Here is a 25,498-nt window from a genome sequence, read left to right on the forward strand (position 1 = left end):
TTCGGAACGGGCACATTTGTGTGCCGCGCGGGAGTTTAGAGTGAAGTCATGAGTGGAATGCACGGTGGCGGCGGCGGTCGACGGGGGCGGGTCAGTGGCGCGGATGTCGTGGCGCAGCGGGCCGAGAACGCCGAGGCCCCGCGCATCCCGAATTTGCTTCGCCGGATCATCGGCCTGTTCGCGCCGCACCGCGCGAAGCTCACGGTCACCGTGGTTCTCGTATTCATCAGCGCGGCGCTCTCCGTCGTGCCGCCCCTGCTCGTGCAGCGGGCCTTCGACGAGGGGCTCTTCCCGCCCGGCGGCAGCCCGGACGTGCAGCGTCTCGCCGTGCTCGTGGGGGTGATGATCGCCATCTACCTGGGGACGCAGTTGCTCGGCGTCTGGCAGGCCTGGCTCACCGCCACGGTCGGCAACTCGGTGATGGGTGCCCTGCGGGTGCGCCTGTTCACCCACTTGCAGGCGATGGAGCTGAGCTTCTTCACTCGAACGAAGACGGGCGTCATCCAATCCAGGCTGCAGAACGATGTCGGCGGCGTCGCGAGCGTGCTCACCAACACCATCTCCAGTCTGCTCGGCAACGTCGTGACCGTGATCGCGGCGCTCGTCGCGATGCTCCTGCTGAGCTGGCAGCTGGCGATCGTCGCCATCATCCTGATGCCCGTGCTCGTCTTTGCCCAGCGCCGAGTCGGCCAGGTGCGGGCCCGCATCGCGTCCAGGACGCAGGAGTCGCTCTCGGACATGACGGCGATCACGCAGGAGACGCTGAGCGTATCCGGCATCCTGCTCTCGAAAAGCTTCACCCGCCAGAAGACCGAGATCCATCGGTATGCCGACGAGAATGCCAACCAGGTCGAGTTGCAGATCAGCCAGCAGATGAGCGGCCAGTGGTTCTTCGCCACGGTGAGCATCTTCCTCTCCAGCATCCCGGCGATCGTCTACCTCGTGGCCGGTCTGCTGATGGGCAGTGGAACGACCGACATCACGGCGGGCACGATCGTGGCCTTCACGACCGTGCAGTCACGGCTGCTGTTCCCGCTGCTCGGCCTGATGCGCGTTGCCCTCGACCTGCAGACCTCAAGCGCCCTGTTCGCCCGCATCTTCCAGTACCTCGACCTCCGGCCCGCGATCCGCGACGCCCCCGACGCCGCCCCCGTGCCGGCCCGCGGCGAGGCCGTCGGCCGGGTCGCCTTCGACGGGGTCACCTTCGCCTACCCGGATGCCGGCGCGGAATCGCGCCCCACCCTGGACGACGTTTCCTTCACGATCGAGCCGGGCCAGTTCGCGGCCTTCGTCGGCCCGTCCGGGGCAGGCAAGACCACCGTGTCCTATCTCATCCCGCGCTTCTACGAGGCCTCGGCCGGGCGGGTACTCTTCTCCGGCGTCGAGGTGCAGGGCCTCCAGCAGCAGTCCCTCGTCTCCCACATCGGCATCGTCAGCCAGGAGACCTACCTCTTCCACGCGACCATCGCCGAGAACCTCCGCTACGCGAAACCGGAGGCGACGGATGCCGAGCTCGAGGCCGCGGCCCGGTCGGCGAGTATCCACGACACGATCGCATCCTTCCCCGCCGGCTACGACACCCTGGTGGGGGAGCGCGGCTACCGGCTCTCCGGCGGCGAGAAGCAGCGCATCGCCATCGCGCGGGTGCTGCTCAAGGACCCCGAGGTGCTGATCCTCGACGAGGCCACCAGCGCCCTGGACGCCATCTCCGAGCGCGTCGTTCAGGCGGCCCTGGACACCGCTTCCCGCGGGCGTACGACCATCGCCATCGCGCACCGGCTGTCGACCATCGTGTCCGCCGACGTCATCTTCGTCGTCGACGCCGGCCGGATCGTAGAGAGGGGCACCCACGCCGAACTGCTCAAAGACGATGGCGTCTACGCGCGGCTGTACTCGGAGCAGGTCACGTCGCCGACGCCCACGGCCCCCACTCCGCTCACGCCGATAGAGTTGACCCGGCTCGAATCCGTGACGAAGAACCCTCGATGAAGGACTCTCGATGAAAATTGCCGACACCGTTCTCGACCTCATCGGTGACACCCCCCTGGTCAGGCTGCACAAGGTGACGGCTGACGTCAGCGCCACCGTGCTGGTCAAGCTGGAGTACCTGAACCCGGGCGGCTCCGCGAAGGACCGCATCGCGGTGCGCATCATCGATGCCGCCGAACGGGACGGCTTCCTGCTTCCCGGCGGCACCATCGTCGAGCCGACCTCGGGCAACACGGGCGTCGGCCTCGCTCTCGTTGCCCAGCAACGCGGCTACAAGTGCGTGTTCGTGCTGCCGGACAAGGTGGGCGAGGACAAGCGCAACGTGCTCACGGCCTACGGCGCGGAGATTGTGGTGACCCCGACATCCGTCGCCCCCGACCACCCTGACTCCTATTACAGCGTGTCCGACCGGCTGGCCCGGGAGATCCCGGGGGCTTTCAAGCCCAACCAGTACTTCAACCCGAACGGCCCGCTCAGCCACTACGAGACGACCGGGCCCGAGATCTGGCGCGACACCGACGGCACGATCACCCACTTCGTCGCGGGCGTCGGCACCGGCGGCACCATCACCGGTACCGGACGGTACCTGCGCGAGGTCTCGGGAGAGAGCGTGCGCATCATCGGCGCCGATCCGGAGGGCTCGGTGTACTCCGGTGGCACCGGCCGGCCGTATCTGGTCGAGGGCGTGGGCGAGGACTTCTGGCCGGGCGCCTACGACCCGGAGGTCGTGCACGAGGTGATCGCCGTCTCCGACGCCGACTCCTTCGCGATGACCCGCCGGCTCGCCCTCGAAGAGGGCATTCTGGTCGGAGGTTCGAGCGGCATGGCCGTCGTCGCCGCCCTGCGCGCGGCGAAAACCCTCGGCGCCGACGACACCATCGTCGTGCTGCTGCCCGACGGCGGGCGCGGCTACCTGGGCAAGATCTTCAATGACGGCTGGATGCGCAGCTACGGTTTCAGCAACGCGCCGACCGGTCACACGGTGGGGAACCTGCTCGGAGCGAAGAGCGGGGGCCTTCCCGCGTTCGTCTACGTGCACCCGGGCGACACCGTGCACGACGCGATCGAAACCATGACGAGGGGCGGTGTGTCGCAGTTGCTCGTGCTGAGCGCCAAGCCCCCCGTCGTCATGGGCGAGGTACTCGGCGCGGTCGATGAACGTGCCTTGATGGGCCTCGTTTTCTCCGGCGACGCCAAGCTCACCGACCGGGTCGGTTCAATCGTCGGCGATGCGCTGCCCCTGATCGGTGTGAACGAGCCGGTTGCCGCAGCGCGAGCCGCGTTCGCCGAGCACGACGCGCTGCTCGTGACCGACGGTGGCAAGCCGCTCGGCGTCATCACCCGGCACGACCTGCTCAGCTATCTGAGCGTCTAACTTACAGTTCTATTCATACGCAGACCAGCAGGGAGCCCGCAATGGCCAACACCCAGAAGTTCGACACGATCGCCATCCACGCCGGTCAGGAATTCGACCCGACCACCGGTGCCGTCATCCCGCCGATCTACCAGACCTCCACCTATGTGCAGGACGGCATCGGCAACCTGCGCGGCGGCTACGAGTACAGCCGCGGCGGCAACCCCACGCGTACCGTGCTGGAGAGCCTGCTCGCCGCGCTCGAGGGCGGTAAGCACGGCCTGTCGTTCGCGAGCGGACTTGCCGCGGAAGACACTATTTTGCGCGCAATCCTCAAGCCTGGCGACCACGTCGTACTCGGCAACGACGTCTACGGCGGAACCCACCGCCTCATCAACAAGGTGCACGCCGCGTGGGGCGTGCGCAACAGCACGGTGGAGATGAGCGACCTGGTTGCGGTCGAGGCGGCCATCCGCCCGGAGACAAAAATTCTCTGGGTCGAGACACCGAGCAACCCGCTCATGAAGATCAGCGACATTGCGGCCCTTGCCGAGATCGCGCATCGCCACGGCGTGGTCGCGATCGTCGACAACACTTTTGCGTCACCTGCGCTGCAGCATCCGCTGGAATTTGGCGCTGACGTGGTCGTGCACTCGACCACAAAATATCTCGGCGGACACTCCGACGTGCTCGGCGGCGCCCTCATCATCAACGACGACGAGCTGCACGAGAAGGCCCAATTCTTGCAGTTCGCGGCTGGCCCGGTCTCGGCTCCGCTCGACGCCTGGCTCACCGTGCGCGGCATCAAGACGCTCTCGGTGCGGATGGAGCGCCACTGCAAAAACGCGCAGGCCATCGCCGAGTATCTCGACGGCCACCCGGCGATCGAGCAGGTTTTCTACCCGGGGCTGCCCAACCACCCCGGCCATGAGCTGGCCACAAAGCAGATGTCCGGCTTCGGCGGCATGATCTCCATCGCGTTCGCCGGTGGCGCCGCGGCGGCGCGCGGCTTTGCTGAAGCCACACACCTGTTCCAGCTGGCCGAGTCGCTCGGCGGCGTCGAGTCGCTTGTGAACTACCCCTCCGAGATGACGCACGCCTCGGTGCGCGGCACCGAACTGGAGGTGCCCGACAATATCGTGCGTCTGTCGGTCGGCATCGAAGACGTCGACGACCTCATCGCCGACCTCGAGAGCGCCCTGCCCCGCGGATAGCGGGGCCACATGGCCAGGTACCGGTTAGAGCGCACTGATGTTCCACGACGCCTTGGTCGTCTCGCCGGGCCGGATAGAGATCAGGTCGATCGTGGAGTTGAAGGCGTCCGGTGGGCAGGTCATGGGTTCTACGGCAAGCCCAAGTCGTGATTTCGCCGGGGCGGGAAGGTCTGCGGTATGAATCTGCACCCACGGGCACTCGATGCCCCAGGTCATCGCAACCCCTGAGCCGGAGGGATCGATCAGGCGTACCGTCGCGGTATCCGAAGCATCCCACACGAGTGCGGTGAAGGCGTGGTCGATCGCCGTCCCGGCGATGGGCCGCGGTGTCCGAAAGTCGAAGGCACCATTCGATTCAGTTTCAACGCGTTCGATACCGGCGGGCGCGAGTCGATCTTCGGTGACCGTCATCACTTCGTTGGCCGGGAGGTGCAGGGTCCAGTCGTCGACGCGACCCGGACCAGCTACCAGGTAGGGGTGCGGCCCGGTTCCAAACGGTGCTCGTTCTGAACCCAGGTTGGTCGCCGAGACCGTCGTTGATAGTCCACGCTCGCTGATCGTGAACGTCACTTCAATTGCCAGACGAAAGGGGTAGCCGTCCTGCGGCTCGATCGTGGCACCGAGTGTGACGGCACGGTCGGTCTGATGCACGGCAGCGAAGTCGAGCCAGCAGACCAGCCCGTGCAGGGCGTGCCCCCTGTCCGGTTCGTTGAGCGGAAGGCGGTATTCGACGCCGTCGTGCGTGTAGCGGCCGTCCACTATCCGGTTAGGCCAGGGGGCCAGGGTCGCGCCTCGATAGTTCGGTCGCAGGGCATCCGCTTCGAAGGGAACAATGAGGTCTCGCCCGTCATATTGAAGCGTTCTGACGCTGGCCCCAATGCTCGCGATCACCGCCGAGTACCCGGAATGGGAGATGGTGAACTGCGTACCAGAACGGGGGCGATCGCGAACGGTCGCCTGGGTTCGGTCGAGAGTGGTGTCGTTGTTCATGACTTTGTGGCTCCTGTGTCGGTTTCTGGTGTGGTCGGCGACTCCGGTTGCAGAACGCCCAGGCCGGCCTCACGCAGGGGGGCGAGCGCTGGGGTGGCGGCGGCAGCATCCGTTATCAGTGTGTGGAACGACCGGAGAGACCCGACTTGGCCGAGATGGACCTGGCCGAGCTTGGAGGCGTCGGCCACCACGATTGACCGGGTCGCTGCGGCGAGCATGAGCTTCTTGATGCCCGCCTCTGGGAGATTGATGTTGGTGACGCCGGCTTCGGCGTGCACGCCATTGCAGCCGATGAAGGCGAGGTCGGCATGCACCTGGCTGAGCACCGTAGCGGCGAGCGGCTCGACGAGTGAGTGCTGGCGCGGGCGCAGAGATCCCCCGGTGACGATTACGGTGAACCGCGGGATGGCCGGTTCAAGCTCGAGCGCGATGCTCAGCCCATTGGTGATGATGACGACGTCGGTGAGGTCCGATCGAGCCACCAGGGCACGGGCGACCGCGAGAGTGGTCGTGCCAACGTCAAGGATTACGCTCTGCCCGTTCGAGACGAGGCCGGCCGCGAGGGCGCCGATCTGTTGTTTCGGCCCCACGGATGCTGCCAGTGCCTGTTCAAAAGACGATTCAAACGGTGGTCGCTCCGCGTAGTCGCGTCGCTGCACTACTACCGCCCCACCGTGCACGCGTTGCACCGTGCCGTCAGCTTCCAGCGCATCGAGGTCGGACCGGGCGGTGACGCCGGAGACCCCGAAGGCCTCGCGGACTTCGCTGACCCGCACGAAGCCCCGCTCATCGATGAGTCGGTGGATCTGCTCTCGCCTGACCGGACCGGGCAGCGCGTCGCGGTCCGACGACGTTGCAGGAGGGCGGGCACGTGCCGTCGACGGTGAGGCGGTCGGGTCAGCAGAAGTCATATATCCATCTTCGCTTAGTTATACATTTCTTTCAATACGAAAGTATTAGTTTCTATTGCGACAATCCGTTATTGTAGGGATCGCCATGACACACGCAGACTTCGTCGCCGATACCGGTATTTCCCGCCAGCGCCACACCCTTGCCGATGGGCGCGACCTCATCTATTTCGACGACCCGGACACGAAACTTCTGGAGCACAAGGCCCCCGACCTGCGGGAGCTCGATCCGCGCCCCGCCACCGCCCGTATGCGGCAGGATCCATTGACTGCGGAATGGGTGTCCATCGCGGCAGCCAGGCAGAACCGGGTGTTCCTGCCGCCCGCCAACCTCGATCCGCTCGCTCCATCGACGCCGGAGAACCCGTCCGAGGTGCCTAGCAACTACGATGTCGCCGTCTTCGAGAACAAGACACCCTCTTTCGGCCCGCTACTAACGGATGCCGACGCTCCCGTCGACCTCACCGACCTGTCGACGATTGGACTGGGACGCACCCGCACGTCCGTCGGACGCTGCGAAGTCGTCTGCTTCAGCCCCGAGAGCGAAGGCTCGTTTGCCAGCCTGTCGGTCACCCGCGCCCGTACCGTGATCGAGGCCTGGGCCGACCGCACGCACGCACTGTCGAACTTACCCGGCATCGAGCAGGTCTTCCCCTTCGAGAACCGCGGCGAGGCCATCGGTGTGACCCTGCGGCATCCGCACGGGCAGATCTACGCCTACCCCTACGTCACGCCCCGCACCCAACGGGTAGTGGCCTCGCTGGAGTCCTATGGACCCACGCTGTTCGCGGATATCCTGGCGCACGAGCAGGCCGGTGAACGTATCATCGTGCGGGGCTCCCACTGGACCGCTTTTGTGCCGTTCGCAGCGCGCTGGCCCATCGAGGTGCACATGCTCCCGCATCGCCACGTTCCGGATTTTGCGGGCACGACCCTCGCCGAGCGCGACGAGCTCGCGGTTCTGTACCGACGGCTGCTCCGTGGGATCGACGCCATTTATACGACACCGACGCCCTACATCGCGGCTTGGCATCAGGCCCCCGTTCACGCTCGGCGGTCGGAGATCAGGCTGATGCTGCAGGTGACGAGCCCCCGTCGTGCGGAGGACAGGCTGAAGTACCTCGCCGGGTCGGAGGCAGCGATGGGAGCCTGGATCGGTGATGTCACCCCCGAACAGGCGGCAATCACGATTCGCGCGGCGATCGACCGAGCCGATGCAGCGGATGCATCCGCGTCCGGCTCCACCACGCCCGATCGTACCGAATCGACGACCCCGACCACCCGTGAGGTATCTGAGCATGCATGACCTGACCCGCACCGCGCTCGCCGGATTCGAAGCCCGATTCGATTCGCCGGCCGCCGGCCTCTGGTCGGCTCCCGGGCGGGTGAACCTGATCGGTGAGCACACCGACTACAACGAAGGTTTCGTTCTCCCCTTCGCGATTGACCGGCGAACAATCGTCGCGCTTGCGCCCCGCGAAGACCGACTGATTCGAGTCGCAAGTACCTTCGCCGAGGAGACCGTCGAACTCGGCCTCGACGAGCTCGTTCCCGAGAATTTGCACGACTGGTCGGCCTATCCGCTCGGCGTCGCCTGGGCGCTCGGCCAGATCGGCGCTCCGCTCGACGCCGTGACCGGATTCGACGCGTACATCGTTTCCGACGTACCGATCGGAGCTGGCCTGTCGTCGTCGGCCGCGATCGAAAGCGCCGTCGCTGTCGCGCTCAACGACCTGTGGCGGCTTGGCCTCGATCAGCGAGCCCTCGCCCGAGCTGGCCAGCTGGCCGAAAACAGGGTTGTTGGCGCGCCGACGGGCATCATGGACCAGTCCGCGTCACTGTTCGGCAGCCCGGACGCCGCAGTGTTCCTCGACTGCAGAACCCTCGTCTCCGAGATTGTTCCGCTCGGCTTCGACTCGGTCGACCTCGATCTGCTGATCATCGACACCAAGGTGAGCCATGCCCACTCGACCGGCGGCTACGCCTCTCGTCGGGCATCCTGCGAACGGGGTGCGCGCCTCATGGGCGTGTCATCCCTGCGTGACTTGACTCTGCACGATCTCGATCGGGCCGCCGTCGTGCTTGATGATGAGACTTTTCGCCGGGTGCGGCACATTGTGACTGAGAACCAGCGGGTGCTCGACACCGTGCAGACACTCCGCGAGCAGGGACCGACCCAGATTGGCGCATTGCTGGATGCCTCGCACCTATCGATGCGGGACGACTTCGAAATCTCGGTGCCCGAATTGGATCTCGCCGTCGAAACTGCCCGCGCAGCCGGCGCGATCGGCGCACGGATGACCGGGGGCGGCTTCGGCGGCGCCGCGATCGCCCTCACCCCTCGCGACGCTCTTCCGACCGTGATGGCCGCTGTCAGTGCCGCCTTCGCCAGCCGCGGCTATGCGGCGCCGGTCATGTTCGTGGTGCGGGCGGCGGGCGGGGCGCACCGCGAGCAGTAACCACCGGGGTGCTGCCACACCGGGGAATCCGCGCGGTGTCTGGCGCACGGTTACAGCATTGTGACTGTCACATTCGGCGGCGGTCGGGGCATAATGAGGGTGGATCACAATTGTGACCGCTCACATCTCAGCGGGGTGTTGTCGTGTCGATTGAAGTACCCAAGGCGCGCGCGCCGAGCATCCGTGACGTTGCGCGCGTAGCAGGGGTCTCCTACCAGACCGTGTCTCGGGTGCTCAACGACCATCCGAGCATTCGGGATTCCACCAGAGCTCGCGTGGTGCAGGCTATGAAGGACCTGCACTACCGCCCGAACAGGGCTGCTCGAGACCTCTCGCGGGGGCGTTCGCGCACCATCGGGGTGCTATCCGCCTCGAGTGCCGAATACGGTCCGGCGAGCAGTATCGCGGCGATTCAGGATGCTGGTCGTGACGCCGGATACCTCGTCAATATTGCGAATATTGCCGGGGACAAACCCGAATCTATCCAGGGGGCTCTCGACCACCTGTTGAACCAGGGCGTTGAGGGCATTGTCGTGATCGCCCCGCAGGAACGTGTCTTCGCCGCTCTGCAGCGTTTGTCGATCGATGTGCCGTTCGTGACGCTGCAATCCGAGGGCAACCGCGGGAACCGCACGCTTTTCGTCGACCAGATAGCCGGGGCACGGCTGGCCACCCGCCACCTCATCGAACTGGGACACCGCCGCATCTTTCATCTGGCGGGCCCACAGAACTGGATCGAGGCCGAAGCCCGGATGCACGGGTTCCTGGAAGAGATGGGAGCCAGGGACGTTCCCACCACGGCCCCCATTCTCGGCGATTGGACCGCCAACTTCGGTTACCAGGTCGGGCGGGAACTGCTGCGAGTGCGCGACTTCACCGCGATATTCTCATCCAACGATCAAATGGCACTCGGGCTTATGCATGCCCTGCACGACGCCGGATTGAGCATCCCGGGCGACGTGAGCATCGTGGGCTTCGACGACATCCCGGAAGCTGCGCACTTTTGGCCGCCCCTGACGACAGTGCGGCAGGATTTTGCCGAGCTGGGACGCCGGTGCATCGCCGTCTTGCTGTCCGAGATTGCTGGAGAAGGCACCGTGCATCCCGACACCCTCGTTCCCGAGCTGATCGTGCGCTCGTCCACGGCGGCTCCGTCGTTTTGAAGCGGGGCTCGTGCATGGGCAGGTTTCGCGTTCAATTCTGGAGGAATATCTCCGTTACGGAAACGTAACCTTGCGTACTTGACACGCGAATCATGTCTACCGCTACTATGACAACTACGATGTGAACGGTCACATTTCGTGGAAGAGTCTCACCCGGCGCCGGCGACAAGTCGCCACTGTCGGATTGTCAGAGCACACCGCGACCTGGATCGAACACAGCACGGCCATCGACAAGGGAGTCACATTCGTGAGTAGTGAGCAGGTGTCCGCGCAGCTCGAATCGTATGTGATCGGCGTCGACTACGGCACCCTCTCCGGCCGGGCCGTTGTCGTGCGTGTGTCGGATGGCGTCGAATTGGGCTCCGCCGTTCTTGATTACCCGCACGCCGTGATGGACACGACGCTCACCGCGACCGCGACCGCGACCGCTTTGCCGCCCGAGTGGGCCCTGCAGGTACCCCAGGATTACGTCGCGGTGCTGAAAAGCGCCGTTCCCGCCGCGGTTCGAAATGCGGGAATCGACCCCACCCGTGTTATCGGCATCGGCACCGATTTCACGGCCTGCACGATGGTGCCGGTGATCAGTGACGGCACCCCGCTGTGCGAGTTGCCCGAATATGCGTCCCGCCCGCACGCCTACGTGAAGCTGTGGAAGCACCACGCGGCCCAATCGCAGGCTGACCGCATCAACGACCTTGCCTTCGAGCGCGACGAGAGCTGGCTGCCGCGTTACGGGGGCCTCATCTCGAGCGAGTGGGAATTCGCGAAGGGTCTGCAGCTGCTGGAGGAAGACCCCGAGCTGTACGCCCGCATGGACCACTGGGTCGAAGCGGCAGACTGGATTGTCTGGCAGCTGACCGGCGAGTATGTGCGCAATGCCTGCACGGCTGGTTACAAAGGAATCTTGCAGGATGGTGCGTACCCGAGCGAAGAGTTCCTGGGCGCATTGAATCCTGCTTTTGCCCGGTTTGCCGTGGACAAGGTGGCGCATCGGATTGGCCAGCTCGGCGCATCCGCTGGCACCCTGACGGCCGTGGCCGCCGCGTGGACCGGTCTGCCGGAAGGCATTGCGGTTGCCGTGGGCAATGTCGACGCGCACGTGACTGCCCCCGCAGCGCAGGCCGTGAATCCCGGCCAGATGGTCGCCATCATGGGCACCAGCACCTGCCACGTTATGAACTCTGACCGCCTCGCCGAGGTTCCCGGCATGTGCGGCGTCGTTGACGGCGGCATTGTCAGCGGGCTCTACGGCTACGAGGCCGGCCAGAGCGGCGTGGGGGACATTTTCGCCTGGTACGTGCGCACCCAGGTTCCCGCGCGATACCACGACGAGGCGGCCGCGGCCGGCCAGAGCGTGCACCAGTACCTGACCGACCTGGCCAAGGATCAGCCCGTCGGCGGGCACGGGCTTGTTGCACTCGACTGGCACAGCGGCAACCGATCGGTGCTGGTCGACCACGAACTTTCCGGACTGGTTGTGGGTACGACGCTCACGACCCGCACGGAAGAGGTCTATCGAGCCCTCCTGGAGGCGACGGCCTTTGGCACCCGCACCATTGTCGAGACGTTCCAGGATTCCGGCGTGCCGGTGACCGAGTTCATCGTGGCGGGCGGACTGCTCAAGAACGCGTTCCTGATGCAGACCTACAGCGATATCCTGCGCTTGCCGATCTCGACCATCGCAAGCGACCAGGGCCCGGCACTCGGCTCCGCGATCCACGCCGCCGTCGCGGCGGGGGCCTACCCCGACGTGCGCGCCGCTGGCGAGAAGATGGGCAAGCTCAATAAGAACGTGTACCTGCCGAACGAGGCGGCGGCATCCGCTTATGACCTGCTCTATGCGGAGTACACGCAGCTGCATGACTACTTCGGTCGTGGTGAGAACGATGTGATGCACCGGCTGAAGGCGTTGAAGCGTAGCGCTATTGCTGCTGCTGCAGCGGATGCCGTGGCCCCCGCAAGCCTGCCGGTGCTGTCATGAGCACCTTCGGGCCTCAGATCGAGGTTGCAATCGCCCGCGTGCGGGCCGACATCGCCCGGCTGCACGGTGAGCTGACCAGGAACGCCCTCGTCGTGTGGACGGGTGGCAATGTCTCTGGTCGGGTGCCCGGCGCCGACCTGTTCGTGATCAAGCCCAGCGGTGTTGACTACGCCGACCTTGCGCCCGAGAACATGATCCTGTGCGATTTCGACGGACAGGTCATTCCCGGCACCCCGGGAAGTGATCGGTCCCCCTCGAGTGACACCGCGGCCCACGCATACGTGTACCGGCACATGCCGGACGTCGGCGGCGTTGTGCACACGCACTCCACCTACGCCACGGCGTGGGCCGCGCGGAGCGAAGCGATTCCGTGCGTGATCACGGCGATGGCCGACGAATTCGGCGGCCCGGTGCCGGTGGGCCCGTTCGCCATTATCGGTGACGACTCCATCGGGCGGGGCATCGTGGAGACCCTGACCGGGCACCGCTCCCGCGCGGTGCTGATGGCGAACCACGGCCCGTTCACGATTGGCAAGGACGCCCGCGACGCGGTGAAGGCCGCTGTCATGGTCGAAGATGTCGCTCGCACCGTGCACCTGGCCCGTGCGGGTGGGCCGCTCGTTGCTATTCCGCAGCCGGCGGTTGATTCTCTGTTCGACCGGTACCAGAACGTCTACGGACAAGCGCCCCAAGGAGAACTTCAGTAATGGCTGCCCTCAACACCACCCTTGACCACGTCGAGGTCTGGTTCCTCACCGGAAGCCAGAACCTTTATGGCGAAGAGACCCTGCGCCAGGTGGCTGAGCAGAGCCAGGAAATCGCCCGGGCCCTCGATGCGTCGAGTGACGTCCCGGTGAAGATCGTCTGGAAGCCCGTGCTGACGGGCTCCGAGTCCATCCGCCGCGCCGCACTCGACGCGAACGCCGACGACTCCGTGATCGGCCTCATCGCCTGGATGCACACCTTCTCACCGGCGAAAATGTGGATTGCCGGCCTCGACGCCCTCACCAAGCCGCTGCTGCACCTGCACACCCAGGCGAATGTGGAACTGCCCTGGGCCGAGATTGACTTCGACTTCATGAACCTCAACCAGGCAGCCCACGGTGACCGGGAGTTCGGCTACATTCAGACGCGCCTCGGTGTAACCCGCAAGACCGTTGTCGGCCACGTGTCGAACCCGGCCGTGTCGGGCAGTATCGGATCCTGGACCCGTGCCGCTGCGGGCTGGGCCGCAAGCCGGAGCATGAAGCTTGCCCGGTTCGGCGACAACATGCGTTACGTGGCCGTGACCGAGGGTGATAAAACCGAGGCCGAGTTGCGCTTTGGAGTGCAGGTCAATACCTGGCCCGTCAACGAACTGGCCGAGGTCGTCGACTCCGTCTCCGACGCTGCGATCGACGTGCTCGTGGCCGAATATGCAGAGCTCTACGATGTGGCACCCGAGCTGCGCGTTGGCGGAGACCGCCATGCGTCGCTTCGCTACGGTGCCGCGCAGGAACTCGGCCTGCTGTCTTTTCTCGAAGAGGGTGGATTCGGCGCGTTCACGACGAGTTTCGAAGACCTGGGCGCGCTGCGACAACTGCCCGGGCTGGCCGTGCAACGCCTGATGGCGCAGGGTTACGGTTTCGGAGCGGAGGGCGACTGGAAGACCGCAGTGCTTGTGCGTGTCGCCAACGTTATGGGTGCTGGCCTGCCAGGCGGTGCCAGCCTGATGGAGGACTACACCTACGACCTCACGCCAGGGGCGGAACTCATCCTCGGGGCCCACATGCTCGAGGTGAACCCGGCACTTTCATCGGCCAGGGCGAGCCTGGAGATCCACCCGCTCGGTATCGGAGGCCGTGAAGACCCCGTGCGCCTGGTATTCACGGCGGATGCCGGGCCTGCCGTGGTCGTTGCCATGAGCGACATGCGCGACCGCTTCCGTCTGGTCGCGAACGTCGTCCAGGTTGTCGAGCCGACTCAGGCCCTCCCGAAGCTGCCCGTGGGGCGCGCCGTCTGGCGCCCCGAACCCGACTTCGCCACCTCCGCGGCCGCATGGCTGACCGCCGGCGCCGCCCACCACACCGTGATGTCGACATCCGTCGGTATCGAGGTGTTCCACGATTTCGCCGAGATCGCTCGCACTGAGCTTCTCGTGATCGATAAGACCACCACCCTGCGCGATTTTAGCCGCGAAGTGCGTTGGAATCAGTCCTACTACCGACTGGCGCAAGGCATGTAACCGTTCCACAATCCTGCAATTGCGCATCAATGACGATAAATCGAATGAAAGGTAACACAGTGAAAAAGAACGTAATCTTCGCCGTCGTGGCTGCGGGTGCCCTCGTGGTATCGATGGCAGCCTGCTCAGCGGGCGGCACCGGCAGCGGCACCGACGGAGGCGGCGATAAGGGACTCATCGGCGTGGCCATGCCGACCAAGAGCTCCGAGCGTTGGATCGCCGACGGTAACGCCGTCAAGAGCCAGCTCGAGGAACAGGGGTTCACCGTTGACCTCCAGTACGCCGAGGACGATATCCCGATGCAGGTCTCGCAGATCGAGAACATGATCACCAAGGGCGCGGAAGCCCTGATCGTGGCCTCGATCGACGGTACGACGCTCACCAGCGTGCTGCAGGATGCTGCTGATGCAGACATTCCTGTTATCGCCTACGACCGCCTCATTCGCGACACCGAGAACGTCAACTACTACGCGTCCTTCGACAACTTCAAGGTCGGACAGCAGCAGGCCTGGTCGGTTCTGAACGGCCTTGGCCTCGTCGAACTCGACGGTACTCCCATTGAGGGCGCGCCCGCCGGTCCGTTCAACCTGGAGCTGTTCGCCGGTTCGCTCGATGACAACAACGCGTTCTTCTTCTTCGACGGTGCCATGGATGTCTTTCAGCCGCTGATCGACGACGGCGTGCTCGTGGTCAAGAGCAACCAGACCGACATCGAGCAGGTTGCAACCCTGCGCTGGGCCGGAGAAGAAGCTCAGGCTCGCATGGAGGACCTTCTCACCGCTCAGTACTCGGACGGCACCGTGGTCAACGCAATCCTGTCCCCGTATGACGGTATTTCCCGTGGCATCATCTCGGCCCTCGAGGGGTCGGGCTACAGCGTCGGAGACGGCTGGCCCGTCATCTCCGGCCAGGACGCCGAGATCGACTCGGTGAAGGCGATTAACTCGGGTGAGCAGTACGGCACTATCTTCAAGGACACCCGCGAACTCGCCTCCGTCGCCGTGGACATGGCCGTCGCGTTGCTCAACGGCGACGAGCCCGAGGTCAATAACACCGAGGACTACGACAACGGAGTGAAGGTTGTTCCGTCGTTCCTGCTCGACTCGGCGATCGTGGTCAAAGACAACATCCCGGCCCTGCTCATCGACTCGGGCTACTGGACCGAAGCAGAAATCAACGGCTAGGTCCTTCCCGGTTTCACCGTTCCACACCACGCAGAACGGCCGGCGGGGAGTCAGCTGCTCCCCGCCGGCCGCTCAGCCGTTTCAATTCTCCGGCTGGCGATTTGTATATTTTCGCTCCAGACCGGTATTGCCCATTCAATAAAGGAATGAAGAAGGTGCTCACGTGACCACGAACATCCTTGAGATGCGCAGCATCACCAAGACGTTTCCCGGCGTAAAAGCGCTCTCCGAGGTGACGCTCGACGTCGGTCGCGGCGAGGTGCATGCCATCTGCGGCGAAAACGGTGCGGGAAAATCGACCCTGATGAAGGTGCTCAGCGGTGTCTACCCGCACGGTACCTACACGGGAGACATCGTCTTCGAGGACGAGATCGTCGAGTTCAAGAGCATCAGCGACTCCGAGGCCAAGGGGATCGTGATCATCCACCAGGAGCTCGCCCTCAGCCCCTACCTGTCCATTGCCGAGAATATCTTCCTGAACAACGAGCAACGAGGCGCATTGGGTCTCATTGACTGGAACAAAACCAACTTAGAGGCTGCGAAGCTTCTCGCGCGCGTGGGGTTGAGAGAAAACCCGACGACCCGCATCATGGACATCGGCGTCGGCAAGCAGCAGCTCGTCGAAATCGCCAAGGCACTCTCAAAGCGGGTGAAGCTCCTGATTCTGGATGAGCCAACGGCGGCGCTCAACGATGATGACTCGGACCACCTGCTCGACCTCATTCTGCATCTGAAGGGGCAGGGCATCACCTCGATCATCATTAGCCACAAACTCAACGAGATTAAGAAAGTCTCCGACTCCGTCACGATTATTCGAGACGGCCGGGCCATCGAAACCATAGCCAAGGTCGATGTCACCGAAGAGCGCATCATCAAAGACATGGTTGGTCGCGACCTCGAACACCGCTACCCGGATCACACGCCCGACATCGGGGCGGAGATACTTCGAGTGGAGGATTGGACCGCCTACCACCCGCAAGACACCACACGAATGATGGTAGACCACGTCAATATCAACGTGCGCGCCGGCGAGATCGTGGGAATCGCCGGACTCATGGGAGCGGGACGCACCGAATTCGCAATGAGCCTCTTCGGGCGTTCCTACGGCAGTCGCATCACCGGCAAAGTATTCAAGCACGGCACCGAGATCAAGACCCGTACCGTGACCGAAGCCATCGATAACGGCATCGCGTATGCGACCGAGGATCGCAAGACCTACGGCCTCAACCTGATTGAGGACATTAAGCGCAACGTATCGATGGCGGCGCTCCACCGGCTCGTGAAGAACGGCCTGGTGAACGACAACGAGGAGTATCAGGTCGCCAACGAATACCGCACCAGCATGAACATCAAGGCTCCAAACGTGCTCGTGAAGACCGGCAAGCTTTCCGGTGGCAATCAGCAAAAGGTGGTGCTGTCGAAGTGGATCTACTCAGATCCCGACGTGTTGATTCTCGACGAACCCACTCGCGGTATCGACGTCGGGGCGAAATACGAGATCTACACCATCATCAACAAACTTGCCGCGGCGGGCAAGGGCGTTATTGTCATCTCCTCGGAGTTGCCGGAACTGCTGGGAATCTGCGACCGAATCTACACTCTCGCCGAGGGCGCCATCACCGGGGAGTTCCCGATTGAAATCGCCACCCCGGAGACTCTCATCAAGCACATGACCATGGAAAAGGCCCGCTAGCGCCGGCGCTAGCGGATAAAGGAGAAATTCAATGAGTGATCAAAAAGCCACGCCGGCCGCGGGAGGCCTGGTCAATCCGAGTGAGAATAAGGCGGCATCCTGGCTCAGCCACGTGCTGGCCGACCTTGGGAAAAACGGTATATTCATCGCTCTGGTTCTAGTTGTGGTGCTGTTCACGGTTCTCACCGACGGTATCCTTCTGCGCCCGCAAAACATCTCGAACTTGATCGTGCAAAACGGGTACATTCTCGTTCTCGCGATCGGCATGGTGATGGTCATCGTCGCGGGCCACATCGACCTGTCGGTTGGATCGGTCGCGGCCTTCGTCGGAGCGTGCTCAGGCGTCTTTGCCGTGCAGTGGGGCCTGCCGTGGTGGCTCGCCATCGTCCTGTCTCTCGGCATCGGTGCCCTCGTGGGCGTCTGGCAAGGTTTCTGGATCGCCTACGTAGGCATTCCGGCTTTCATCGTGACGCTGGCCGGCATGCTCATCTTCCGTGGCCTCGCCCTGGTCGTGCTGGGAAACTCGAATATCGGCTCCTTCCCGGCCGAGTACCGTGCGCTCGGCAACGGATTTCTGACTGATGTGTTCGGCGAGTTCGACATCGACCCCCTCACCATCGGAGTTGGGGTGATCGCCGTGATCGCCGTGATCGTGCAGCAGGTGCGCACCCGTCGCGGCCGGGCCAAGTATGGCCAGGAGGTCGAGCCCTTCGTCTGGTTCGTGGCCAAGCTCGTGCTCATCACTGCGGCTCTGGGCTTCTTTGCGTACGCTTTAGCCAGCTACAAGGGAATCCCGGTCACCCTGATCGTGCTCGCCGTGCTCGTGCTGATCTACGGCGTAGTTATGAACCGCACGGTATTCGGTCGTCACATCTACGCGATTGGTGGCAACCGCCACGCTGCGGAACTCTCGGGTATCAAGAACCGCAAGGTGGATTTCTACCTGTTCGTGAACATGGGAATTCTCGCGGCCCTCGCGGGACTTATCTTCACCGCCCGCCTCAACCTGGCCGGGCCGAAAGCCGGTGACGGTTTCGAGCTCGAGGCCATCTCCGCTGCATTCATTGGTGGTGCGGCCGTACAGGGCGGCATCGGCACGGTGGGCGGCGCCATCATCGGAGGCTTGATCATTGGTGTGCTCAACAACGGCATGTCGATTCTCGGCATCGGTATTGAGTGGCAGCAGGCAGTGAAGGGCCTCGTGCTGCTTCTCGCCGTAGCCTTTGACGTCTACAACAAGCGCCGCTCCGGCGGTCGCTGACAGCAGTGCATTAGCCACGTCACACACAGGACAGGCCGGAACGCGCGAGCGTTCCGGCCTGTCCTGTGTCACACCGATTAGTCGCGGGAAAACGCCGCAGCTCGTTGGATCTGGTCGGGGGTCGGTCGAATGCCCGTGTAGAGAACGAACTGCTCCTCCGCCTGTAGCGCCACGACTTCGGCGCCGGTGATGACGGGCTTGCCGGCCGCTCGGGCAGCGCGAATGAGCTGCGTTTCCGAGGGGGAGGCGACGACATCGAAGACCACGAGCGCAGCCGCAATGGTTTCGGTACGAAAGGACAAGCGCGCTTCATCGGGCGCCATTCCCTGCGGGGTGACGTTGATTAGGAGGTCAGCTGTCAGAGCGCCGACGCGTGGTGCCCAGGCGTAGCCGTAGAGAGCGGCGAGAGCTGGTCCGGTGACTTCGTTGCGCGCGACGATCGTACCGCTCTGAAATCCCGCGTCGCGTAGCGCGGCCGTGACGGCCTTGGCCATGCCGCCGCTGCCGCGAACCAGAACCGAAAGCTCGGGGGAGATGTCATGCTGGGCGAGTAACCGGCGAACAGCGGTGTAGTCGGTGTTGTAGGCACGCAGTCGACCATTGTCGTTCACGATGGTGTTCACCGAGTCGATCGCGAGCGCCGAGGCATCCATCTCGTCGACGAGAGCAATTACGTCTTCCTTGTACGGCATCGACACCGCACAACCGCGGATGCCCAGCCCTCGAACGCCTGCGATAGCATCGGCGAGATCGACCGGGGCGAACGCCTTGTAAATGTAGTTGAGACCGACTTCCTCGTAGAGATAATTGTGGAACCGAGTACCGATATTGCTGGGCCGCGCCGACAGCGAGATGCACAGGGTCATGTCTCTATTAAGAATGGGCATGGATATAGTGTGGCGGGTATCGGCGATGGGACCGGCCGGGCGATGTCCGATATTCTCCCGTCAATGCCCATGGTGGGCTCGTGGCCGACACCGCCGCGACACGCCGCCCGCAATTCCACAGGCAAATTCAGTGCCGTCGGCTGCCCTGTGAATAACTGCCTCGGACACCGCGGAATTCGGGCGGTTTCGAGCCGGGGGACTGTGCGTAACATGTGGAATGTCGGTGGATAACTACATAATTGTAATTACTGCATGTAGTGGCTCTATCGAACTCGGATCACAAGATGTAGTATTGGAACTCTAGTCAGGCCCTACGGCTTGGCGCCAAACTTGCTCACCGTGCTTCCTGGTTGACGGCGGAATATTCTCGCCAACCGCAAGGTTCTATAGAACATACTTGCGAAGCAGGCCGAACAGATTTACCCTTGAACTGCCAATAAGAAAGGCCATAACCATGGCAATCACCGTTTACACGAAGCCCTCCTGCGTGCAGTGCACGGCCACCTACCGTGCCCTCGACAACAAGGGCATCGAGTATGAAGTGCTCGACCTCTCGGTCGATGAAAATGCCCTGGAGGCCGTCAAGGCCCTCGGCTACCTGCAGGCGCCCGTCGTGATCACCGACGAAGAGCACTGGTCGGGTTTTCGTCCCGACAAGATCAACGCACTCGCCGCTCGCCTCGCGTAGTTCACTCCGCCCCAGCACCCAGCACCCAGCACCCATCCGGCCGCACTCGCCCGGATGCCTGGCCCAATCAGAATCGCTAACTGTAGATGACTGACATCGTGTACTTTTCGAGCACGTCGGGCAACACCCGTCGGTTCGTCGAAAAGCTCGGTCGGCCGGCGGCGCGCATACCTCTCCATGCGCGCGAGGAACCACTCGTCGCCGAGGAGCCGTTCGTGCTCTGCGTGCCCACCTATGGTGGCGGCAGCGAGGGCGGGGCCGTGCCCAAGCAGGTCATCAAGTTTTTGAACAACGAGACCAATCGGTCGTTGATCCGCGGCGTCATCGGTGCCGGCAACATGAATTTTGGTACGGCCTACTGCCTGGCCGGCGACATCATCGCCGCCAAGTGCAAGGTGCCGCACCTCTATCGCTTTGAAGTATTTGGAACTCCGGATGATGTGCGCATCGTTCACGACGGATTGGAAGAATTTTGGAAGCAACAGCCGTGAAGACCATGGCTCACCCGGCTCCCGGCCTGGCGATGGATTATCACTCCCTCAACGCCATGCTCAACCTGTACGGCCCGAACGGGGAAATCCAGTTCGAGAAGGACCGCGAGGCTGCGCGGGAGTTCTTCCTGCAGCACGTCAACCAGAACACGGTGTTCTTCCACACGTTGCGCGAACGCCTCGACTACCTCGTCGAGAAGGAATACTACGAGCAGGCCGTGCTCGACCAGTACTCGTTCGAGTTCATCACCGACCTCAACAAGCTGGCGTACTCGAAGAAATTCCGCTTCCAGACCTTTCTCGGCGCGTTCAAGTACTACACCTCGTACACGCTGAAGACGTTTGACGGAAAACGGTACCTCGAGCGTTTCGAAGACCGAGTCGTGATGACCGCGCTGGGCCTCGCTCAGGGTGACGAGCAGCTCGCGATCTCCCTCGTCGAGGAGATCATCGCCGGGCGTTTCCAACCGGCCACCCCCACCTTCCTGAACTCTGGGAAGGCGCAGCGCGGGGAGCTCGTCTCCTGCTTCCTGCTCCGTATCGAAGACAACATGGAGTCGATCTCCCGCGGCATCAACTCGTCGCTGCAGCTGTCGAAGCGGGGCGGCGGCGTCGCGTTGCTGCTCAGCAACATCCGTGAGTCCGGTGCACCGATCAAGCAGATCGAGAACCAGTCCAGCGGCATCATCCCGGTGATGAAGCTGCTCGAAGACTCCTTCAGCTACGCCAACCAGCTCGGTGCCCGTCAGGGTGCCGGCGCGGTCTACCTGCACGCGCACCACCCCGACATCATGCGCTTCCTCGATACCAAGCGTGAGAACGCCGACGAGAAGGTGCGCATCAAGACGCTGTCCCTCGGCGTGGTCGTGCCCGACATCACGTTCGAGCTGGCGAAGAAAGACGAGGACATGTACCTGTTCTCGCCCTACGACGTCGAGCGCGTCTACGGGGTGCCGTTCGCCGACATCTCCGTCAGCGAGAAGTACCACGAGATGGTTGACGACCCGCGCATCAAGAAGTCCAAGATGAAAGCCCGCGACTTCTTCCAGACGCTCGCCGAGATCCAGTTCGAGTCCGGCTACCCGTACATCATGTTCGAGGACACCGTCAACGCGGCGAACCCGATCAAGGGTCGCGTCAACATGTCGAACCTCTGCTCGGAGATCCTCCAGGTCAATACCCCGACCACCTACAACGAGGACCTGTCGTACGACCAGATCGGCAAGGACATCTCCTGCAACCTCGGGTCGATGAACATCGCCCTGTCCATGGACTCGCCCGACTTCGGCAAGACCGTCGAGACCGCCATCCGCGGCCTCAGCTCGGTGTCGGAGCAGAGCCACATCTCCTCCGTGCGCTCGATCGAAGACGGCAATGACAAGTCGCACGCCATCGGCCTGGGCCAGATGAACCTGCACGGTTACCTCGCCCGGGAGCGTATCTACTACGGCAGCGAAGAGGGCATCGACTTCACCAACATCTACTTCTACACGGTGCTGTTCCACGCCCTCCGCGCCTCGAACAAGTTGGCCATCGAGCGCGGCAATGCGTTCGTCGGCTTCGAGGAATCCACCTACGCCTCCGGCACGTTCTTCGACAAGTACACCGACCAGATCTGGGAGCCGGCCACCGCGCGCGGCGCCGAGCTGTTCGCGCAGGCCGACGTGCACATTCCCACGCAGGCAGAGTGGGCCGAGCTCAAGGCATCCGTTGTGGAGCACGGCATCTACAACCAGAACCTGCAGGCCGTGCCGCCGACCGGGTCGATCTCCTACATCAACAACTCGACCGCATCGATCCACCCGATCGCGTCGAAGATCGAGATCCGCAAGGAAGGCAAGCTCGGCCGCGTCTACTACCCGGCGCCGTTCATGACGAACGACAACACCGGGTTCTACCAGGATGCCTACGAGATCGGCTACGAGAAGGTTATCGACACCTACGCCGCTGCCACGCAGCACGTCGACCAGGGCCTGTCGCTGACGCTGTTCTTCAAGGACACCGCCACCACCCGCGACATCAACCGCGCGCAGATCTACGCGTGGAAAAAGGGCATCAAGACCATCTACTACATCCGTCTGCGCCAGATGGCCCTCGAGGGCACCGAGGTCGAGGGTTGTGTTTCCTGCGCTCTCTGAGTGAGTTTGCCCCGAGCTCCCCGAACCCGAGCTCTCCGAACGCTGAATCGCCTATGCACCGCCGACTAAGGAACAACCAATGATTGACAAGCTCAAGCTCGTCTCCCACGTTGACGCGATCAACTGGAACAAGATCGAAGACGAAAAAGACGTCGAGGTCTGGAACCGCCTCACGAACAACTTCTGGCTGCCGGAGAAGGTCCCGCTGTCAAACGACGTGCAGTCCTGGGCCACGCTCACCCCGGCGGAGCAGCAGCTCACCCTGCGCGTGTTCACGGGGCTGACCCTGCTCGACACGATCCAGGGCACTGTGGGTGCCGTGTCGCTGATTCCGGATGCGATCACGCCCCACGAAGAGGCCGTCTACACGAACATCGCATTCATGGAGTCCGTGCACGCCAAGAGCTACTCTTCGATCTTCTCGACCCTCGCGTCGACGAAGGAGATCGACGAGGCGTTCCGCTGGTCGACGGAGAACGTCAACCTGCAGCGCAAGGCCGAGATCGTGATGAAGTACTACCAGGGCGACGACCCGCTCAAGCGCAAGGTCGCCTCGGTTCTGCTCGAGTCGTTCCTGTTCTACTCGGGCTTCTACCTGCCGATGTACTTCTCGAGCCGCGCCCGCCTCACCAACACGGCCGACCTCATCCGTTTGATCATCCGGGACGAAGCTGTACACGGTTACTACATCGGTTACAAGTTCCAGAAGGGGCTCGAGGCGTCGTCGCAGGAGCGCCGCGATGAGATCAAGGATTACACCTTCAATCTCATGTTCGAGCTTTACGAGAACGAGATCCAGTACACGCAGGACCTCTATGACGAGCACGGCCTGACCGAGGACGTCAAGAAATTCCTGCACTACAACGCCAACAAGGCGCTGATGAACCTCGGCTACGAGGCCATGTTCCCGAAGACCGTCACCGACGTGAACCCGGCCATCCTGGCCGCGCTCTCGCCGAACGCCGACGAGAACCACGACTTCTTCTCCGGGTCGGGCTCCTCCTACGTCATCGGCAAGGCCGTCAACACGGAAGACGCCGACTGGGACTTCTAGTCCCGATCGTGTGACCGCACCGCCGACGTCGACAGTTCCGGTCGAGGTCGCCCGCTATGCCGGGCGAACTCGACCGGAACTGTCTGTTTCGACGGGGTGCGGGCCGGCCACCTACTCCGTGGCCGCCGCCGGCGCGGGGTCGTCGCCCCGGGACCAGGCGATCGCGACCAGCCGACGCAGAACACCGAGGTCGATGTCGTCGAGCTTCTTCACGTAGACGCACCCCGCCCCCTCCGTGTACGCGCCGAGCCGCGGGAGGAGCGCGGCGCCCTCGGGGAGGTCTTTGAGCCCGTAGATCGACAGTTGCGCCTTGCGCGGAGAGAACCCCGTCTTCGGCCAGTCTCCGCGGGTGCGCGGGTTCGCGGGCGACACGTAGCGGTAGCTGCCGTAGCCCACGATCGATGGACCCCACAGGACAGGGTCGGCGCCCGTCACCTCGCGGAAGAGCGCGTCGAGGGCCTTGCCGTCCGCGCGGCGGCGGGCGGGCGTCGCGGCATCCAGGAAGTCCTCGACGGAGGCATCCGTCGGCTGCGTCTTGATTTCGGCCATGGCGCCATTATGGCGCGGGCACCCCTGACCGGGCATGTGTGCCGAGGTTCTGACGCGTTTAGGGATTCAAACGGTCCTGGGACCATGCGTTTAGCTGTTTGAACGCCCCCGCCGTTCCCGAGGATCCGGCGCAGACATACCTTCGTGGGAGGGATGGCCCACCCGAGGGTTTTCCCGCCGAGCGCAGGGGCAGCCACCATGAAACGAATATTGAAGCGAACGGGTATCGCAACGACGATCACCGCCATCACGGCGGTGAGCGTCCTGGCCTTCGGTGGGGTTGCCTACGCGGACATCATTCAGGACAGCATCGAGGGTTCGGCCAGTGTCACCCTCGTTGCGGGATCGGAAACGGCCGGAAGCGCCACGATGAGGCTCAACGCCAACGGCAAGAGTGACGGCGACATCGGATGCAACATCGATGCGGGTGATAGCCCGCTGAAACTCACCGTGGTCGCACCCTCCGGCGTCACGGCCAGCCCCAACCCCGTGGTCATCACGAACTGCACCGACGATTTCCCGGTCAGTTTCACAGCGGGCACCGCTGCCCAGAGCGGTACCGTGACGGTCCTCATCCTGGCGCAGCCGGCCGGCGGCGGAGAATTCAAGAACCAGGTCGGTATCCCCATTAGCATCACCCAGCCGGTTCCGACGAACACCGCGCCTTCGGTCTCGGTCAACGGGGTGAGCAACGGGGCCAGCTATGAAATCGGTACCGTGCCGACCGCCACCTGCCTGGTGGTCGACGCCGAAGACGTCAACCCCACGGCCGCCTCCGTGACCACCGGGGCGCTGTCGAATGGCCTCGGCACCCAGACCACGACCTGCGACTACACCGACGCCGGCGGGCTCAACGCCCCAACGGCGACGGTGACCTACACGGTCGTCGACACGGTCGACCCGACCATCGGGTACACGCTCAACCCGGTAGACCCCGACGGTACCAATGGCTGGTACACGACGGACTCGGGCGTCCTGGTCCACTTCGCGTGTGAAGACGTCGGAGGATCCGGCATCGCCACGTGCCCGGCCGACGTGATCCTGATGGACGGTGCGGACCAGTCGGTGACGGGTACCGCGACCGATAATGCCGGTAATACCGCGTCCGTGACAGTGTCCGGGATCACCGTCGACACCGTCGACCCGACGATTTCGTACACGCTCGACCCGGCCGACGCGAACGCCAACGGCTGGTACACGAGCTTCGTCACAGTCGACTTCACCTGCACGGATGTCGGCGGGTCCGGCATCGCCGCCTGCCCGGCCGACAT

General features: G+C 63.6%; 21 protein-coding genes. 17 read left to right on the forward strand and 4 right to left on the reverse strand.

Annotation, left to right across the window (positions count from 1 at the left end; genetic code table 11):
- The first annotated feature begins 48 nt into the window (after nt 1-48).
- From E3T34_RS04500 to E3T34_RS04510, 3 genes are read left to right on the forward strand one after another with little or no spacing between them, the layout of a single operon-like run.
- The gene (locus E3T34_RS04500; protein ID WP_104100777.1) at nt 49-1,989 is read left to right on the forward strand and encodes an ABC transporter ATP-binding protein; all 1,941 of its coding nucleotides are present in this window, start codon (nt 49-51) and stop codon (nt 1,987-1,989) included.
- A gap of 10 nt (nt 1,990-1,999) precedes the next feature.
- Nucleotides 2,000-3,364, forward strand: a complete 1,365-nt coding sequence (locus E3T34_RS04505; protein ID WP_134342292.1) for a cystathionine beta-synthase — start codon at nt 2,000-2,002, stop codon at nt 3,362-3,364.
- Between the two features lie 41 nt (nt 3,365-3,405).
- Complete coding sequence (locus tag E3T34_RS04510; protein WP_134342293.1) at nt 3,406-4,557, forward strand: cystathionine gamma-synthase; 1,152 nt, start codon at nt 3,406-3,408, stop codon at nt 4,555-4,557.
- A gap of 24 nt (nt 4,558-4,581) precedes the next feature.
- On the opposite strand, the gene E3T34_RS04515 is transcribed toward E3T34_RS04510, so the two are convergent.
- Nucleotides 4,582-5,547 (reverse strand): aldose 1-epimerase family protein, encoded by a 966-nt coding sequence (locus E3T34_RS04515; RefSeq protein WP_134342294.1) that lies wholly within the window; start codon nt 5,545-5,547, stop codon nt 4,582-4,584.
- A complete protein-coding gene (locus E3T34_RS04520; protein ID WP_134342295.1) occupies nt 5,544-6,458 on the reverse strand; it encodes a DeoR/GlpR family DNA-binding transcription regulator in 915 nt (304 codons plus the stop codon). Before E3T34_RS04520 ends, E3T34_RS04515 begins: the two co-directional genes overlap by 4 nt.
- 85 nt (nt 6,459-6,543) lie before the next feature.
- On the opposite strand from E3T34_RS04520, the gene galT reads away from it, so the two are divergent.
- The 9 genes from galT (at nt 6,544) to mmsB (ending at nt 18,420) form a co-directional block, all read left to right on the forward strand.
- On the forward strand, nt 6,544-7,761 hold the full coding sequence (galT, locus tag E3T34_RS04525) for a galactose-1-phosphate uridylyltransferase (protein WP_134342296.1): 1,218 nt from the start codon (nt 6,544-6,546) through the stop codon (nt 7,759-7,761).
- Complete coding sequence (gene galK / locus E3T34_RS04530) at nt 7,754-8,914, forward strand: galactokinase (protein ID WP_134342297.1); 1,161 nt, start codon at nt 7,754-7,756, stop codon at nt 8,912-8,914. The genes galT and galK overlap by 8 nt, the downstream gene beginning before the upstream one ends.
- Before the next feature lie 143 nt (nt 8,915-9,057).
- On the forward strand, nt 9,058-10,077 hold the full coding sequence (locus tag E3T34_RS04535; RefSeq protein ID WP_134342298.1) for a LacI family DNA-binding transcriptional regulator: 1,020 nt from the start codon (nt 9,058-9,060) through the stop codon (nt 10,075-10,077).
- 262 nt (nt 10,078-10,339) lie between these two features.
- On the forward strand, nt 10,340-12,058 hold the full coding sequence (araB, locus tag E3T34_RS04540; RefSeq protein ID WP_174843120.1) for a ribulokinase: 1,719 nt from the start codon (nt 10,340-10,342) through the stop codon (nt 12,056-12,058).
- On the forward strand, nt 12,055-12,765 hold the full coding sequence (locus E3T34_RS04545; RefSeq protein ID WP_134342299.1) for an L-ribulose-5-phosphate 4-epimerase: 711 nt from the start codon (nt 12,055-12,057) through the stop codon (nt 12,763-12,765). Before araB ends, E3T34_RS04545 begins: the two co-directional genes overlap by 4 nt.
- Nucleotides 12,765-14,282 (forward strand): L-arabinose isomerase, encoded by a 1,518-nt coding sequence (gene araA / locus E3T34_RS04550; RefSeq protein ID WP_134342300.1) that lies wholly within the window; start codon nt 12,765-12,767, stop codon nt 14,280-14,282. The genes E3T34_RS04545 and araA overlap by 1 nt, the downstream gene beginning before the upstream one ends.
- A 113-nt stretch (nt 14,283-14,395) precedes the next feature.
- Nucleotides 14,396-15,466 (forward strand): multiple monosaccharide ABC transporter substrate-binding protein, encoded by a 1,071-nt coding sequence (chvE, locus tag E3T34_RS04555; RefSeq protein WP_194087713.1) that lies wholly within the window; start codon nt 14,396-14,398, stop codon nt 15,464-15,466.
- Nucleotides 15,467-15,629: 163 nt separating this feature from the next.
- Nucleotides 15,630-17,159 (forward strand): multiple monosaccharide ABC transporter ATP-binding protein, encoded by a 1,530-nt coding sequence (gene mmsA / locus E3T34_RS04560; RefSeq protein WP_134342302.1) that lies wholly within the window; start codon nt 15,630-15,632, stop codon nt 17,157-17,159.
- Nucleotides 17,160-17,190: 31 nt separating this feature from the next.
- Entirely contained in the window at nt 17,191-18,420 is a 1,230-nt protein-coding gene (gene mmsB, locus E3T34_RS04565) for a multiple monosaccharide ABC transporter permease (protein WP_134342303.1), read from the forward strand.
- Between the two features lie 77 nt (nt 18,421-18,497).
- Here the strand turns inward: mmsB and E3T34_RS04570 are convergent, their stop codons facing one another.
- On the reverse strand, nt 18,498-19,307 hold the full coding sequence (locus E3T34_RS04570) for a shikimate 5-dehydrogenase (RefSeq protein WP_134342304.1): 810 nt from the start codon (nt 19,305-19,307) through the stop codon (nt 18,498-18,500).
- Between the two features lie 454 nt (nt 19,308-19,761).
- Between E3T34_RS04570 and nrdH the strand changes: the two genes are divergently transcribed.
- The 4 genes from nrdH to nrdF all read left to right on the forward strand — a co-directional run bounded on the left by nrdH (nt 19,762) and on the right by nrdF (nt 23,678).
- Nucleotides 19,762-19,995, forward strand: coding sequence for a glutaredoxin-like protein NrdH (gene nrdH, locus E3T34_RS04575; RefSeq protein WP_035880942.1), 234 nt, complete (start codon nt 19,762-19,764; stop codon nt 19,993-19,995).
- 86 nt (nt 19,996-20,081) lie between these two features.
- Entirely contained in the window at nt 20,082-20,486 is a 405-nt protein-coding gene (nrdI, locus tag E3T34_RS04580; RefSeq protein WP_134342305.1) for a class Ib ribonucleoside-diphosphate reductase assembly flavoprotein NrdI, read from the forward strand.
- A gap of 5 nt (nt 20,487-20,491) precedes the next feature.
- On the forward strand, nt 20,492-22,624 hold the full coding sequence (gene nrdE, locus E3T34_RS04585) for a class 1b ribonucleoside-diphosphate reductase subunit alpha (RefSeq protein WP_134342310.1): 2,133 nt from the start codon (nt 20,492-20,494) through the stop codon (nt 22,622-22,624).
- A 79-nt stretch (nt 22,625-22,703) separates the two neighbouring features.
- Entirely contained in the window at nt 22,704-23,678 is a 975-nt protein-coding gene (nrdF, locus tag E3T34_RS04590) for a class 1b ribonucleoside-diphosphate reductase subunit beta (protein WP_104099273.1), read from the forward strand.
- Between the two features lie 111 nt (nt 23,679-23,789).
- On the opposite strand, the gene E3T34_RS04595 is transcribed toward nrdF, so the two are convergent.
- The gene (locus E3T34_RS04595) at nt 23,790-24,227 is read right to left on the reverse strand and encodes a DUF1801 domain-containing protein (protein WP_134342306.1); all 438 of its coding nucleotides are present in this window, start codon (nt 24,225-24,227) and stop codon (nt 23,790-23,792) included.
- Between the two features lie 198 nt (nt 24,228-24,425).
- Here E3T34_RS04595 and E3T34_RS04600 point away from each other — a divergent pair.
- A partial coding sequence (locus E3T34_RS04600; protein ID WP_198412261.1) for a hypothetical protein occupies nt 24,426-25,498 on the forward strand: 1,073 nt, incomplete at its 3' end.

The sequence above is a fragment of the Cryobacterium sp. TMT1-62 genome, from assembly GCF_004403145.1.
GTDB classification, from domain to species: Bacteria; Actinomycetota; Actinomycetes; order Actinomycetales; family Microbacteriaceae; genus Cryobacterium; species Cryobacterium sandaracinum.